Here is a 15,872-nt window from a genome sequence, read left to right on the forward strand (position 1 = left end):
CGCATTTTTGAGCGGGATTTTTCCCATTCGTATCAATACGAAAGTCGCAAAAACCTGTGTGTTTCTCCCTGTTTTGGAGGCTAATAGACAGGCTCAACGGACGGGATAGATTCTCTCTATGCGGAGAATCCGTTAAGCGCCCCGTCCCCTCTCCTTCGCAGAGGCATCAAAAAGACTTACGACTTTTTGTAACGCAGCATAAGCTGATTTGATCGCAACTTCCGCGCCTTACCAACTTTTCATTTGGGACGGCCATATTTCCCTCCTAGTTTATAAAGTATCCAACCTGACAGCGACTTGGCCGTCGGCCAGCGCTTGATCGCAGCAGCATGGTGCTGGCACCGGCCAGATCAGGCCAGATCAGGCCAGATCAGGGAAACCGGCCAATCTCTGCCACAGCTTTGCCGCAACTGTGATTTAGCAGTTGGCAAGAGTTTCGTGGCAAGAGTGGACATTCTGGCAAACGCCCTGCGGACCAACCGCTTGCAGACCAATAGAAAGACTGGAGATTTGAATGCGAAGACAGGTTCTCTCGATTGACCGCTCGATCCATCGCTCCGTGATGATCATGCTGATGGCTGGCAGCCTGCTTGGTGGCGGTTCCGCCGCGCTGGCAAGCCAAAGTGCCACCCAGCCCTCAGGCAGCGCCCAGCCGGTGGCCGGCGCTCCGGCCAAGGTGAGCGCTCTTGGGCAGGCGATGGGTGCCAGTCTTGCGGAGTTGCCGCAATTCGGAACCAATTTCTCCACCTTCAATCTTGAAAACGGCATGCAGGTTGTGGTGATTCCCGATCATCGCGCACCGGTGGTCACCCACATGGTCTGGTATCGGGCTGGTGCCGCTGACGAGAAGCCGGGCGTTTCGGGCATTGCCCATTTTCTCGAACATCTGATGTTCAAGGGCACGAAAGCCCACCCGGATGGAGAGTTTTCCAAGATCGTGGCCTCACTGGGCGGCGAGGAAAATGCCTTCACCACTCAGGATTACACCGCCTATTACCAGCGCGTTGCCAAGCAGCACCTCAAACTGATGATGGAGCTTGAAGCGGACCGCATGGCCAATCTTCAGCTCACGGACGAGCAGGTCAAACCGGAACTGAAGGTCATTCTCGAAGAACGCGCCATGCGGATCGACACGGATCCAAGCTCGCTGCTGAGCGAATCCCTTGATGCGGCGCTTTACCGTAATCATCCCTATGGCATTCCGGTGATTGGCTGGGAACACGAGATGGAGCAGCTGGACCGTCAGGACGCCATCGACTGGTATAATGAATTCTACACTCCCAACAATGCCATCCTGATCGTTGCCGGAGACATCAACGAGGACGAGGTCCGGGCGATGGCCGAAGAAACCTATGGCAAGGTTTTGCGCCGGGCCGAACCGAAGGCACGGCTTCGCCCTCTGGAGCCGCCGCAGCGCACGGCCCGCACGCTGACCCTCACCGACGAACGGGTCAGCCAGCCCAGCGTCCGCCGCGCCTACATGGTCCCATCGGATCACACCGCCACGAATGGCGAGGCCGAGGCGCTCGATCTGCTCACCTATATTCTCGGGTCGGGGCCAAACTCGCGTCTTTATAAAAGCCTCGTGATGGACAACAAGATCGCCACCTCTGCCGGTGCCTATTACCAGAGCACCACGCTTGATGATACCGACATGATGTTCTACGGCATTCCGGCGGCCGGCAAGTCCGTTGACGATGTGCTCACCGGCATCAAGGGCGAAATCGACAAGATCATCAAGGAAGGGGTGAGCGAGGAAGAAGTCGCACGCGCCAAGCGCGCCATTCTGGCCCAGACCTTCTATGCCCAGGACAATCAGGCTTCTCTGGCCAGAATCGTCGGCACGGCGCTTGCCACCGGGCAGGATCTCGATGCGCTGCGCAAGTGGCCCGAACATCTGGCCGCCGTCACGCCGGAACAGGTGGTGGCCGTTGCCGCGAAATATCTTCAGGAAAGCCGCTCCGTCACCGGCTACCTGCTCCCACCTGGCGTCAGCGCCGGTCCATCCGGGAAAGCCGCCGATTGCGCCCCTGGAGCGGACCAGCCGATGCCGAAGGCGCGCGCAATGAGTTACCCCAAGGAAGCGCCTCGGGCATCGCAGAAGGTGCCAAATCCACAGTCCCGTCCGCAGGGGCAGCCAAAGCCGAAACCAGCCGCGGATGCCGCCAAGACCCCTGCTTCCCCAAATGCAGAAGCCCCCAAGGCTGAAGCCCCAAGCACTGAAGTCAAGCAGTAAGGAGGATCGAGATGACCAGACGACAGGCAATGCCCATGCGCCAGATCCAGACCGATCGCGCACCGATCCACCAGACAGCCAAGGACTCCACCATGCATCATCGTCCAGCCCGGGCCCGGGCTCTTGCCAAACAGACCGAAGGCACCGCTCGCGCGCTGGTCATTCTGCTGGGGCTTTTTGCCAGCCTTTTTGTTCTGTTCAGCTGGGGTCAGGCACGCGCCACGGAAATCCAGCGCGTTGTCAGTGACAAGGGCATCGAGGCATGGCTGGTGGAAGACCACACCGTGCCGATTATCGCCGTGGACTTTTCCTTTACCGGCGGGTCTGCCCAGGACACCCCGGGCAAGGAAGGCACGGTTTCCATGCTGACCAGTCTGCTTGACGAAGGGGCTGGCGACATGGACAGCCCGACCTTTCAGACCGCCCTTGAAGACAACGCCATCAAGCTCAGCTTCAGCGCGAGCCGCGACCGTTTCTATGGCTCACTGCGCACGCTGACGCCAAACCGGCAGATCGCCTTCGACCTGTTGAGCAAGTCACTGCAATCGCCGCATTTCGATGCAGACCCGATTGAACGCATGCGGGCCCAGTGGATTGTCTCGGCCAAGCGCAAATTGACCGACCCGGACTCCATCGCCGGACGGGCCATGCGCGAAGCTGCCTTCCCGGATCACCCCTACGGGCTGGACAGTGATGGCTCCGAAGCCTCACTTGCCCGCATCACACGGGACGACATCGCCTCCATGCACAAGAATATCATGACCCGTGACGGTCTGTTCATCGGTGTGGTGGGTGCGATTGACGCCGATAGTCTCAAGGCCATGCTCGATCAGGTCTTCGCTCCGCTTCCCGAAACGGGCACCCTCGCGCCGATTTCAGACGTGGCCATTGCCACGACAGGTGAGCAGCATGTGGATTTTGCCACCCCGCAAACCTCGATCAGCTTCATGATGCCGGGCATCAAACGCCAGGATAAGGACTTCTACGCCGCCTATCTGGTCAATCATATCCTTGGTGGCGGCTCCTTCTCCTCGCGTCTTTATGAAGAAATCCGTGAGAAGCGCGGCCTTGCCTACAGCGTTTACAGCTATCTCAGCGATTATGATCACACCCAGATTTTGGCAGGCGGAATGGCCACTCGCACCGGCAATTCCGATCAGGCTCTGATGCTGGTCAAACAGGAAATCCAGCGCCTCGGCAACGAGGGCCCAACCAAGGAAGAACTGGCCAACACCAAGAAATTCCTCATCGGCAACTATCCGCTGCGCTTTGACAGCTCTTCCAAGATTTCCCGTCAGTTGGTGGGCATTCAGGAAGACGGCCTCGGCATCGACTATTTCGACAAGCGCAACAGCTATATCGAGGGCGTCACGATGGAAGATGCCAAGCGGGTCGCCAAGCGACTGTTGGATCCCTCCAAGCTGCTGATCATCACCGTCGGCCAGCAGATCAAGCATGCAGCGATCAGCCCGGACCAGCAGCCGAGCGCAGTGCCGACACCGGCCAATGACAATGGCAGCAAGAAACCTGCCAAGGTCGCGACAAACTGAGCGCCCTGCTCTGAGCTTCTGCACCGAGCCTCAGTTCGGGCGCGACGCCAGATACCACCAGCCGCCGACGGGCCTGCCCTTCGGCGGCTTTTTTGTATCCGTTTCTCTGGAGCATACGCGCCACCCGTACGCGCCCATTCGCGACATCAGCCATGCAAACGGACACTGGACCTTGGGCGCTCCATCAACTAAAAGACTTCCAACTGCGCAGCCCTAGCGCACCCCTTGCCCGTTTCTTGCCCATTGCAGAATGAAAAAAATGACCAGACCAGCAACTCAGTGGCGCCCGCTTCATCCCGACATCGACCCGCAAACCGGCGCTCCCGCCCCTGGTCTTGCAGATGATCCGGGGTTTCAGAGCGCCAGCAAGCTGCTTGCTGATGGTGGACTGGTGGCAGTGCCGACAGAGACGGTCTACGGGCTGGCGGCGGATGCCACCAACGCCGAGGCGGTCGCCAGCATCTATCAGGCCAAGAACCGGCCAAGCTTCAACCCGCTCATTTCGCATTTACCAAGCCTTGCGGCTGCCGAGCTGCATGGGCTGTTCAATGAAGATGCCCTGAAACTTGCCAAGGCCTTCTGGCCGGGGCCGATCACGCTCGTGGTGCCCAAGAGACCGGAAAGCTCCATCGCCGATCTGACCTCTGCAGGCCTTGACACCGTTGCCATCCGGGTTCCCGATGCGCCCCTAATGCGGGCACTAGCCTTTGCCACCGACAAGCCGCTCGCCGCCCCGTCGGCCAACCGCTCGGGCCGGGTCAGCCCGACCACCGCTGCGCATGTGAGCGAGGAACTGGCCGACCGCATCGACATGATCGTTGATATGGGCGCCTGCCGGGTCGGCGTCGAATCAAGCGTCATCCTCTGTGTGGACGGCAAACCGGTAACCTTGCTGCGACCAGGCGGCGTTTCAGCGGAGGATCTGGAAGCCGTCCTCGGCCGTCCCCTTGCCCGGGCTGGTACAAACGACAAGACCCCGAGTTCACCGGGCATGATGACCAGCCATTATGCGCCGTCGGTTCCGGTGCGGCTCAATGCTGAAACGATCGAAGACGGCGAGGCCCTTCTGGCCTTTGGCCCGACGCTGCCCGCCCATGCCGACCGCGCGGTCGAGATCGTCAATCTCTCGGCGACCGGCGACAGCTTCGAGGCAGCCCAAAAGCTCTTTGCAGCCCTCAGGGCACTTGATCGCCCCGATGTCCGCTGCATTGCCGTTGCCCCCATCGGCAACGAGGGCCTCGGCGAGGCCATCAACGACCGGCTGAAACGCGCCGCCGCCTGATCCCTTCTGTCGCGATCGCACCGGCGAGACAGCCCATGTGCCTTCATGCCCTTGTAAAAACGCGCACAGCGGCCAGACATTCATGTAGGCTTCATCTTCATTTCTCTATAGGATGAACGCCAGTGCAAGGGGTTGCACTGGCATTTTGCAAACTCTGACCGAGTATCCGCAAGACACGGACTGGCGGTCATTGACAGGGGAAAGTCATGTTCAAGGAATTTCAGACATTCATTGCCAAGGGTAATGTCATGGATCTGGCTGTCGGCGTCATCATTGGCGGCGCATTTGGCCTCATCGTCACATCGCTGACCAACGACATCATCATGCCAATCATCGGCGTGATCTTTGGTGGCCTCGATTTTTCCAACTATTTCCTGCCGCTGAGCGGTAGTGTCACCGCCACGACGCTGGATGCAGCAAAGGAACAGGGCGCCGTTCTGGCCTATGGCAACTTCCTGACAGTGGTGCTGAACTTCCTCATTCTGGCCTGGATCATTTTCCTGATGGTCAAGGGCGTCAACAAGATGCGGGCAGAAGCAGAGGAACGCATGTTCAAGAAGGAAGAGGAAGAGAAGGCGGCGGAACCGGAAGCACCAGCTGCCGACATCGCCCTTCTCACGGAAATCCGCGATCTTCTGGCCAAACAGAAGGCCTGAGCCTTCTCGTCGCGCTTTCTTTCATCACGGCGCCCCCGCCCCGCATTCGGCAATTGGCGGGGGCTGTCATCAAAGTTTGTTCTGGCTGTAATTTGGCTGCCATCTCCGGGATGGAATGGTTTGGGTCTCCTTCTTTCCTATTGCCCAGTTTCAAGAGACCCCAAATGACCAGACACCCGTCCAGAGCTCCATCGAGCCTGTCGCGCCGCAGCCTGCTTCTCGGCGGAGCCGCCATCGCCACATCCGCCGCCTTTTCTCCCATACTGACCTTCCGCGCCAACGCCACTCCGATGGCTGGCGAGTTGCTGCTGGTGCCCGCTACGCCGAACCCGAATGGTGTCATCGACCAGTTGTTTCTGCTGAAGGGCGACCCGCTCGCAGGCCAGATCAAGACCATTGTTGCCGAGGACGGCAGCCCGGTTCCCGCTCCTGTCCTCAAGGATGGCGAGCGCCGGGTGCTGCGCGTGCTGCATTTCAACGACATGCACAACCACATCACCGATCTGCACGGCAAGAAGGGTGACACCTATCGCCTTGCCCAGATGGTCAAGCTGGTCAAGGATGCTCGCGCCAATGCGGCCGACAATGAAGCCGTGCTGTTTGTCTCTGCCGGTGACGACCACACCGGCTCGATCTTTGACGAATTGATGGGATGGACACCGGAAGAGTTCGTCGCAGACGCCAGCTATCGCGCCTACAGCGCTGCCGGTGTTGAAATCGCGACCCTTGGCAACCACGAATTCGACCGCGGTGCCGAACTGCTCAAGAAGGGCAAGGACACGGACGCCGCCTTCCCGCTGCTGTCTGCCAACGTCCACTCCTCTGGCTACATGAAGCGCGATGAGGATTATACCGCCGCCGCCATTGCCGATATCAAGGGGCTGCGCGTTGGCATCATCGGCCTTACCACCAACATCGACACCCGTGTCGGCCAGCCGAATGATCCGACCCTTGCCGTCGAGCGCCCGGTGAAAGCCCTTACCAACATCCTGCCTGCGGTTTCGGAAATCTCCGACGTCGTCGTCATTCTCTCCCATTGCGGCTATGGCATTGGCCAGCACAAGTCCGGCAAGGCAGCGACCGCCCGCGCCATCGGGGACGGTGATTTTGCCATTGCCGAGATTGCAGCCAAGCTCAGCCAGAAGCCGGTGGTCGTCGTTGGTGGTCATACCCACACCAAGCTCAATGAAACCGGCATCGACGAGAACAACCTCAAGGACGGCGTTCTCATCACCCAGGCTCTGGCGCATGGCCAGTTCCTTGGCGATATCGCCATTTCCATCGCCGCCAATCAGGGCCGCAAGGACTGGTACAATTCGGTCTCGCTACATCCGATCAAGGCCAGCGACAAGCGTGTGGCAAGCGATGATCCGAAATACAAGACCCTTCAGCAACAAGGCGACTGGGACGCAGCCTTTGAAGATGCTGTTGTGGTCCCCCTTCTCAAGCAGCTCGACAGCAAGCTCGCCGAGACCATCGGCACCGTGGACACCGAAGCCCTTGGTCGCGACGTCACCATTGCCAATCGCTATATCGGCGAAAGTGCCCTTGGCAATTTCATGAATGACGCCGTGGTTGCCCGCTCGGAAACCTTCCCCGGCGGCAAGGTCGACTTTGCCCTTTTCAACGCAACCGGCCTGTCGGCTGGCGTGGAAAAGGGACAGCTGACCTTCAAGGCGTGGTATGACGTGATGCCCTATGCCGACGCAATCCACGTGGCAACGATGACCGGAGCCCAGTTGCGCGACATGCTCAACAACAACGCAGTGCGCCTGCTGCGCCCGGAGGAAGCAGAAGGTGTGGACCTCAACGGCTTTGTCTCGCGCGGCTTCCTGCACTTCTCCTCGGGCATCCGTTATGAAATCGCGCTCGGTGCTGACGCCATGTCCGCAAAGGCAGTCCACATCACGCTCAACGGCCAGCCAATCGAGGAGGTTCTGGACAAGACATTCACCCTCGCCATCAACAGCTACATCGCCTTTGGCGCCTATGGCGAAACCTGGAACGGCAAGCCGATTTCTGGCGGGGTGGCGGGCGACATCCCGAGCTTCGACCTCAGAAAACTCGACTATGATCACACCGGCCTTGTCTACCGCAACGAGGTCATCGCCTTCATCCGCGATCAGAAGGTGATCACCGAAGCCAACGGCGCCAAACTCGATGGCCGTCTGGTGGTGAAAGCCTGAGGCACCCAAACCTCATTCATCCCTCATGTGCCTGTCTCCCTCCGGAGGCAGGCATTTTTAAATTTGCAGCCTGCGTTGGCGGGTGGAGCCAGTGCTCACACACGCATCAGGGAAAAACATTACATACCCGTCTCGACTCTGATCCCGGAAAGTAATAACCAAGAACAAGGTGGGCTGGCGGTGGTGCCAGCGCCTCTTTCGCCTTGCGCCCTCCCCTGCAAGGCAATCCTGGCCAGCCATATTTGAATTTTGCAGCGCTGCAACGGTGCTGAACAAGAATAAAAAAAGGAACCTTTCATGGATCAGAGCAACGATTTTGCCTCCCTTGTCGATTTGGAAAAAACCAAGGAAGAAATGATCGCCAACCGGCGACATATTCATCAGAACCCGGAGCTTTCGCACGAGGAAGCAAAGACAGCGGCTTTTGTTGCCGGAAAGCTCAAGGACTGGGGCTATGAGGTAGCCGAGAATGTCGGCGGCCATGGCATCGTGGCCCGTCTCAAGGTTGGGGAAGGCAGCAAGAGCCTTGCCATTCGCGCCGACATGGACGCCCTGCCGATCACTGAAGAAACCGGCCTTGACTATGCCAGCCAGAATGAAGGCGTCATGCATGCCTGTGGGCACGATGGTCACACGGCCGTTTTGATGGGCGCGGCGGAATATCTCGCCCGCACCAAACGGTTCAACGGCACCCTGAACCTGATCTTCCAGCCGGCAGAGGAAAGCCCGGTGAAGAGCGGGGCCGAGCGGATGATCGAGGATGGACTGCTGGAACGCTTTCCGTTCGACTGCATCTACGGCCTGCACAATCATCCCGGCGCACCGGTCGGGCAGATCATGCTGCGTGACGGACCGGCCATGGCCGGGGCCGACATGATCGACATCACCGTACGTGGCAAGGGTGGCCATGGTGCCCGTCCGCAGGAGACCATCGACCCGGTGGTCACCGCCTGCCACATCGCCATCGGTCTGCAAACCATCGTTTCGCGTAACATCGATCCGTTTCAGCCAGCCGTGATCACTATCGGCGCGATCCATGGCGGTAAGGCACCGAACGTCATTCCCGAAGAGGTTGTAATGCGCGTGACCCTTCGCACCTTTGACCAGAAAGTGCGCGACCACGCCAAGAAACGGATCATTGAAATGTCCCAGTCAATCGCCGAGGGCTTTGGAGCGACCGCAAGGGTGGATATTCCACACGGGCTGCCGGTGGTAGTCAACTCGACCGCTGAAATGGAGTTTGCAAGGGAAGTGGCGATCGAACTCGTTGGAGAGGAAGGCATTGCCGAATTTCCGATCAGTTCGGGCAGCGAGGACTTCGCCCATTACCTGGCCCACAAGCCGGGCTGCTTCATTCGCGTCGGCAATGGTGTCGATTCGGCTGCGCTGCACAATCCCAAGTTCAACTTCGCCGATGACATGCTGCCGGTCGGAGCGGCCCTGTGGTCACGCCTTGCGGAACGCTATCTGCAGGGTTGAGCCGCGGTTTGCATCAGACCCGGCAACAAGACATTGTGCCAGCCTCTCTCACCCAACGAGGGGCTGGCCTTTTCATGAAACCAGGGCGCGCGGCTTGATCGTCTCAGACTTCAAGACATCGCCTGCCGGAGCATCGGCCTTTCGAACAGACAGGAAGGCACCAAGTTCGCTTGCGGGGACTGGTGGCGACCAGTAATAGCCCTGCACATACCGGCCACCAAGTCCGGTGACGACAGCCAGTTCCTCGGCTGTTTCCACCCCCTCGACAATGCACTCCACCCCCATGTCACGGCTGAGCGCCAGCAATGATTTGACGATCTTGTAACTCGCCGGCTTCTTGTCGAGATCGGAGACAAAGCTGCGATCGATCTTGATCGTGGTCAGAGGGAAAGCGTGCAGCTGTGTGAGGCTCGAAAAGCCGGTGCCGAAATCATCAAGCGATATGCCGCAGCCCAGCGTCTTGAGAGCAGCGACAGCGGCTCTTGTCTGTGCCACGTTGCCCATAGCTGCCGTTTCCGTTATTTCGAAATCGATGCGGCGCGGATCGACCCGGCTGTGCATGACCACCGCAGCCAGCTTGGCAACCCGCTCCACCGAGCTGACATCATGGGCAGACAGGTTGAAGGACAGGTTGACGTCCCCTGGCCAGTCCGAGGCAACGGCAAGTGCCTTTTTCAGCAGGATGAGGGTGATCTCCCCGACCTTGCCGCTGCGTTCGGCGATGGGGATGAAGACAGCCGGAGACACCGTGCCGACCATCGGGCTCTCCCATCGGGCCAAAGCCTCCAAAGCAGCGACACGATGGGACCGGATATCGATGATGGGCTGGAAATGAACGGTCAGTTCCTTTTCCAGATCCGCAGCCCTGATAGCCTGTTCTATCATGCTGCGGGCTTCCAGCTCGTGCGCCTGTTCCTTGGCGAACAGACCCGGATAGCCGCGATTGGCCCGCTTGTTCTGATACAGCGCATAGTCGGCGCATTCATAAAGTTCGTGCGGGGTCCGGGCCACATCGGGATAGACGGCATAACCGATGGAACCTGAAATACTGATCCTGACATTTTCGACAAAAAAGGGCTCGCGGAGCGCAGTGCAAATGTTTTCGCCTGTCAGCAACAGCTCCGAATTGGAATTGCGCGACTTGATGAGCAGGGCAAACTCATCGCCGCCGAGGCGGGAAACCAGCACATGGCTGCCCAGAATTCCGTTCAATCGCTCGGCCACCTGCATCAGCAGCTGGTCGCCAATATTGTGGCCGTGCAGGTCGTTGACCGCTTTGAACCCGTCAAGATCGAGGATTCCGACCGCCAGGCGGCGACTGTTTTTCTGGGCAAAAGCGATTTCATCGTCGAGATTGCTGAAGAATAGGCGACGATTTGGCAATCCTGTCAGACTGTCCAGATTGGCAAGGGTTTGATTGTGTTCACTGGCCTTCTGCAATGCGGCCTTGGAATAGACCGCCTCCCTGAAATGGCGCGATTGCACATAAACAATCGTCAGCAACATAGCCGAAGCGACTGCAAGATTGACCCCCATGGTCATCAGGGCCGTGTCCCCGGTCAGCAGCAGTCGCCCGACGAGCGGCACATACACGATGATGGCAACCTGATAGGCAGCAATGCGCAGATGCATCAGGAAGACCACGATGCAGACCCCGGAAATCGCCATGAAGTAGGCGATATTGACACGAACGACATGGTCTCCGACTTCAAACAGCGTGAGAGCCCAACAGGAAACGACGATCGGCAACACGCCACCGAGCAGTCTGGTTCTGGCCATCGCCTTTCTGGCCTGCCCAATTGTCATGAACCTCGATCGCGTGCTGGTCCAGTGAACAATGCGCAGAACTGCAAAGACAGAAAAGACAGCCGGTACGGAAAATGTCAGCCAAGCCGGGGCGCAGTCCTTGCTGGTCAGAGCCGCCCCCCATATCGAGGTCAGCAGGATGACGTGTATCAGAGGCAAATGGCGGGAGCAGGCTTCATATTGTGCCTGAACAATTTCAGGCCCGTTTTCGCGAGACCGAATGTAATAAAGATCCCAGATCTTTTTGATAATCTCGGCGTTCAAGGTTCCGCCCTCTGCACTCATCCCAATGAGATCCGAGGGTAGAGAGCAAGGGTAAATCAATCATTGCGTGCCGAGGTAATTTTGGGCTACCTATACTAAAATAGTAGATACAGGTAACAAAAACGTTCCATTTTCTCTTTAAATGTCAGAAACATAGTCAAATCTACCGATCACTTTAAACGGTAATTCTGACAATCATTTTTACCCTCCGTATTGATAATAAAAAAGCGCAACCCGATGTCGCGCTTTTTCCTGATGCTCATTTCCGATGCCATTCCTGTTGCAGTTTTCTGTTGAGCTGGCCAACAGCTGAGGAAACAGAGATATCAGCTTCTGGAGCTTTCCACTTCCCCCTTGGCAACGCGCATGGAGAAAGCCGTCGCCTGACCGGAGGACAGCAGCTTGGCCTGTGCCACCCAGTTTTCACGATCGATCCGCCCCTTGAAGCTGAGGAAGGTGGAGACATAGTTGACTTCGCCACGATCCCAGTCGGCAATCTGCTTGAAATGATAGATACCCATTGCGTTGAGCTTGCCCTCGATCACCTTGCCAATACCCTTGATCTGCTTGAGATCATCTGCCTTGCCTTCGATAGGGGCCTCAAGGGCCAGCGGTTTGGTTCCGACTGCCTCGGCCTTCTGCTGAGCCGTAGCCCCCTTTGGCAGGGCTGCAAGTGCCTGTTCGAGCTTCTGCTCCTCGGTCCTGGCTTCAGTTTCGCTGATTGCGCCAGACGATGCGGCCGCAGGATCTGGCGCGTCTTTTGATGCGTCATCTTGCGCTTCCGGAGCTTTATCAAGCAGCCCCTCGCCCGCCATGCCTTCGGCAACCTTGGTCGGGTCGACACTGGTGTCATAGGCCTTGGTTTCAGGCGCTATCGTTTCCTGGGCTTTCCCCTCGGCGCTGGCGGCAGGTGCCATTTCCTCGACCGGAACGACGCTCTGCTCGACTGGCAGCGGTGCTTCCCTGCCACCGGGAACCGGCGCGCCGGTCATGGCCACAGAGGCGGCAGCAGCACTGTCGGCTTCTGCGGCAGACGCCCCTTCAGCCGCCTCAAGAGGAAACGCCTCGGCGGCTTTGCGGGCGGCTGCCGCGGCTGGATCATAGAGAGCTTCGGCCCGGTTGGTCAGATCCTGCCCCTGCTTACTGGCCAGAAAGGCCCTGAGAGCACAGCCAAGCAAAGCACCGATGATGACGGCCAGTATGATGAGCAGCAGTTCCTGCCCGATTAATGCGGTCATGGCACCCTCCCTCAGTGTTTCGCTTGATCTTGGTCTTGCGGTTCACAGGCAAACCAGCCGATGATCGCTCCAAGGACAACTCCCAACAGGAGCAATGGATAGAGATTTGCAATAAGATATCCCATGTTCAAACTCCTGATGGTCTATTGCTGCAGAATGACGAATTCGATGCGGCGGTTCTTTGCCTTGCCTTCCGGGGTATCGTTGTCGGCCACCGGCTGGCTCTCGCCAAACCCTTTGGCCTCCAGCCGGTCCGGGCTGAGGCCCGCACTACCCAGATAGGCAACGACAGCTCCGGCTCGCTTTTCCGACAGCGTAAGATTGGCAGCATCATCCCCGTCACTGTCGGTATGGCCTTCAACCACTATGTGGCTTTCCGGGCAGCGGCGGGCGGTAAAGACCAGCCCATCGAGCAAACCGAAGGAATCCGATGAAATCGTCGCCTCGCCGCTGTCAAAGAAGATCGTGTTCTGTGCCAGCGCTCCGCGCATCAGGGCCTGACAGCGGTCTGCATCAACCGCTTCGCCCGGCGCACTGACGGTCAGTTGCGGGGTGAAGGCAATGGAAGCAGGCAGCGCTGCCTTGAGCGAAGTCTGAAGCTGTTCAAGCGCCCCATCATAAAATGCGCTGCCGCTGAGGGTCAGCCCATCGCTTGACAATCTGGCCTCGCCGCCATCAAGTCGGCTGACTGCCTGAAGCACGGCGGTTGTAATCCTGTTGTAGTCATCGGCACCAAGACCGGCGATCTCTTCGCCCGGCCGCACCGACATCGTGTCTGCAACGGCAGCAAAGCCGAATTTGCGGCGCGCCAGCGTGAGGATATCATCCTTGATGGCCTGACTGGGGACAGCCCCATTGAGCACCACGCCGTCGGAGGATCGGGCAATCGCGAAGCCATCAATCGACGTGGCAGCGCTCGCATCAGACGCTGCGGGTTCAGATGCCGCCAGTAGAGGCTCGGAGATCTGGAAATCAACGGTGATGCTGCCCAGATCGGCCTTGGCCAGCGTTTCCTGCAGCTTCTTGTAAAGGGCGAGACCTTCAGGGCTGGCATCAAGCGCGCCGGAGACGGTCAGTTTGCCATCAATCAGCATCGCCTTGCCCTCGGGCAGATCGGCCAGCAGAGTCGTTGCCAGCGCAACCGCCTTGTCGATCTCCTTGGGGGCGCCGCGCGCTGCGGTAACATTGTCAATGTCGAGATCCATGCCCGTCATCGCTGCCGAGATTTCAGCCGGTGCCTTTTTCAGAACGTCATAGGGCAGATAGCCGATCATCGTGAGGGCATTGCCCTTGCGGCTCAGCCCCCAGGTGTAGGGGCTCTGGGCGGCGAGAAGGTCGGTCTTGTCCTTGACGATGCGAACGCCCCACTCGGCCAGCAGCAATTCGGACGCCCATTCGGACGCCCCTTCTTCCGGTGCCGTGCCGGTCAGTGTCGCATCGCGGCCCTTGAAGGAAACGGAAGCCCAATCCATATCCTTGGCTTCCAGAATCCCGAGGGCTCTGCCGGTAAGGTCTGCTTCGATCTTTTCGGTTTCGCCGTAAAGGGAAAGCCCGGCAACTGCGGCAACCGCCAGCGCACCGGGGATCAACCAGCTTTTCAGCAATGACATTGTGGCAATTCCTTCCTATGATCCACTGGGCATCCGTCGGATGTCGTCGGTGACAGAAGTGGAACCCAATCCTTGGCAGAGTATCCCAGCAATCTTTCAGGACCAAGACCATGAGCCCCGCGGCAGGACGAAATTTACGGTTTATTCAACTTTTTAACTGTGCGAGGGTGTTCCGCCCGCTTCTACAACCAATTCATTGAAGACTCGGGCGCCGATTTTCCACCCCACAGGCGGCCATCCCTCTTTCGCCAATCATTCCAGACAGTTCGCGACAGCTTCATGACAGACCAGAGCCTTTCGAAAGTCCAAGCCAGACGCATCGCCCTCAGGGCACAGGGGTTCCTGCCGCAGCGGCGGAGCCTCAAACGGGTGGACAAGCGCCATCTGGACGGAGTTTTCGAACAGGTTTCCCTGTTGCAGATCGACTCGGTCAACGTGCTGGATCGCGCCCACTATCTCACGCTGTTTGCCCGCCTTGGTGCCTATGACAAGGCCACGGTCGACCGCCATCTGCACGAGGTTTCAAAATCGGGAGCACAAAAGGCCTATTTCGAATATTGGGGGCATGAGGCGTCGCTGCTGCCCGTCAGCCTCTATCCGGCGCTCACATGGCGCATGGAACGAGCCCGCCAGCATCAGGGTGTCTGGGGCAACCTGTCCCGTTACGCAAAAGAGAACCCGGACGTCATCAATTCCGTGTTGGAAGAGATCGGGGCACGTGGTCCGCTATGTGTGTCGGATCTGGAACGGCGCGGCAGTCGCTCGGGCTCCTGGTGGGGCTGGAATGACAGCAAGATCGCGCTGGAGTTCCTGTTCTGGTGCGGGCATATCGTTGCGGCGGGGCGACAGGCTTTCACCCGCTACTATGACCTGCCCGAGCGCGTGCTGCCCGCAGCCATTCTCGGGCAACCGGCGCTCGATAGCCATGAGGCGCACCGCCAGTTGATGGCGCTGGCAGCCAAGTCCCATGGCATCGGCTCGGAGAAATGCTTGCGGGACTATTTCCGCCTGTCCCCTGATGGCGCGCGACAGACCCTTGGCAGTCTTCTGGAAGAAGGCATCATCGAACCGGTTGAAGTAGAAGGATGGCAGGGGCCGCTCTACCGGCACAAGGAAGCCAGCCTTCCGGCCCGCGCCACCTGTCAGGCTTTGCTGGCGCCATTTGATTCCCTCATCTGGTATCGCGACCGGGTGGAAACCCTGTTCGATTTCCGCTATCGCATCGAAATCTACGTGCCGAAAGAGAAAAGGCAGTATGGCTATTATGTCCTGCCCTTCCTGATGGGAGACAGGCTGGTGGCGCGGCTTGACCTCAAGGCCAACCGGCAGGAAGGCATTCTCGAAGTGTTTGCCGCTCATGGCGAACAGGGTATCGACAAGGGTAAGGTGGCCGACGCCCTGGCGACAGAGCTGGCACTGATGGCAGGATGGATGGGGCTTGGGACGATACGAGTGGGGACAGAAGGGGATCTGTCCAGCTCGTTGGGGGAGGCAGTCAACAGACTGTAATCGTCATGATGCGCGGATCACTTTTGCGTGAAAAGTCACGATCCCGCGCATCCGCG

General features: G+C 58.7%; 10 protein-coding genes. 7 read left to right on the forward strand and 3 right to left on the reverse strand.

Annotation, left to right across the window (positions count from 1 at the left end):
• Positions 1-514 precede the first annotated feature (514 nt).
• The 6 genes from DSL70_RS04020 (at position 515) to DSL70_RS04045 (ending at position 9,389) form a co-directional block, all read left to right on the forward strand.
• On the forward strand, positions 515-2,236 hold the full coding sequence (locus tag DSL70_RS04020; RefSeq protein WP_245418091.1) for a M16 family metallopeptidase: 1,722 nt from the start codon (positions 515-517) through the stop codon (positions 2,234-2,236).
• Between the two features lie 11 nt (positions 2,237-2,247).
• Entirely contained in the window at positions 2,248-3,786 is a 1,539-nt protein-coding gene (locus DSL70_RS04025) for a M16 family metallopeptidase (RefSeq protein WP_119306644.1), read from the forward strand.
• A gap of 259 nt (positions 3,787-4,045) precedes the next feature.
• Positions 4,046-5,068: an L-threonylcarbamoyladenylate synthase gene (locus DSL70_RS04030; protein WP_119306645.1), complete on the forward strand. Its 1,023-nt coding sequence runs from the start codon at positions 4,046-4,048 to the stop codon at positions 5,066-5,068.
• A gap of 206 nt (positions 5,069-5,274) precedes the next feature.
• Positions 5,275-5,724, forward strand: a complete 450-nt coding sequence (gene mscL, locus DSL70_RS04035; RefSeq protein WP_119306646.1) for a large conductance mechanosensitive channel protein MscL — start codon at positions 5,275-5,277, stop codon at positions 5,722-5,724.
• 164 nt (positions 5,725-5,888) lie between these two features.
• Positions 5,889-7,910: a bifunctional metallophosphatase/5'-nucleotidase gene (locus DSL70_RS04040; RefSeq protein WP_119306647.1), complete on the forward strand. Its 2,022-nt coding sequence runs from the start codon at positions 5,889-5,891 to the stop codon at positions 7,908-7,910.
• Positions 7,911-8,207: 297 nt separating this feature from the next.
• Complete coding sequence (locus DSL70_RS04045; protein ID WP_119306648.1) at positions 8,208-9,389, forward strand: M20 metallopeptidase family protein; 1,182 nt, start codon at positions 8,208-8,210, stop codon at positions 9,387-9,389.
• Positions 9,390-9,461: 72 nt separating this feature from the next.
• Here DSL70_RS04045 and DSL70_RS04050 read toward each other — a convergent pair whose 3' ends face one another.
• From DSL70_RS04050 to DSL70_RS04060, 3 genes are all read right to left on the reverse strand, one after another.
• On the reverse strand, positions 9,462-11,168 hold the full coding sequence (locus DSL70_RS04050; protein WP_162916335.1) for a putative bifunctional diguanylate cyclase/phosphodiesterase: 1,707 nt from the start codon (positions 11,166-11,168) through the stop codon (positions 9,462-9,464).
• A 617-nt stretch (positions 11,169-11,785) separates the two neighbouring features.
• Positions 11,786-12,697, reverse strand: a complete 912-nt coding sequence (locus DSL70_RS04055) for an NADH-quinone oxidoreductase subunit E (protein ID WP_119306650.1) — start codon at positions 12,695-12,697, stop codon at positions 11,786-11,788.
• A 143-nt stretch (positions 12,698-12,840) separates the two neighbouring features.
• Positions 12,841-14,307, reverse strand: coding sequence for an OmpA family protein (locus tag DSL70_RS04060; RefSeq protein ID WP_119306651.1), 1,467 nt, complete (start codon positions 14,305-14,307; stop codon positions 12,841-12,843).
• 279 nt (positions 14,308-14,586) lie between these two features.
• On the opposite strand from DSL70_RS04060, the gene DSL70_RS04065 reads away from it, so the two are divergent.
• Positions 14,587-15,816, forward strand: a complete 1,230-nt coding sequence (locus DSL70_RS04065) for a winged helix-turn-helix domain-containing protein (protein ID WP_119306652.1) — start codon at positions 14,587-14,589, stop codon at positions 15,814-15,816.
• The last annotated feature ends 56 nt before the right edge of the window (positions 15,817-15,872 follow it).

This window comes from Cohaesibacter haloalkalitolerans, from assembly GCF_003574655.1.
GTDB lineage: Bacteria > Pseudomonadota > Alphaproteobacteria > Rhizobiales > Cohaesibacteraceae > Cohaesibacter > Cohaesibacter haloalkalitolerans.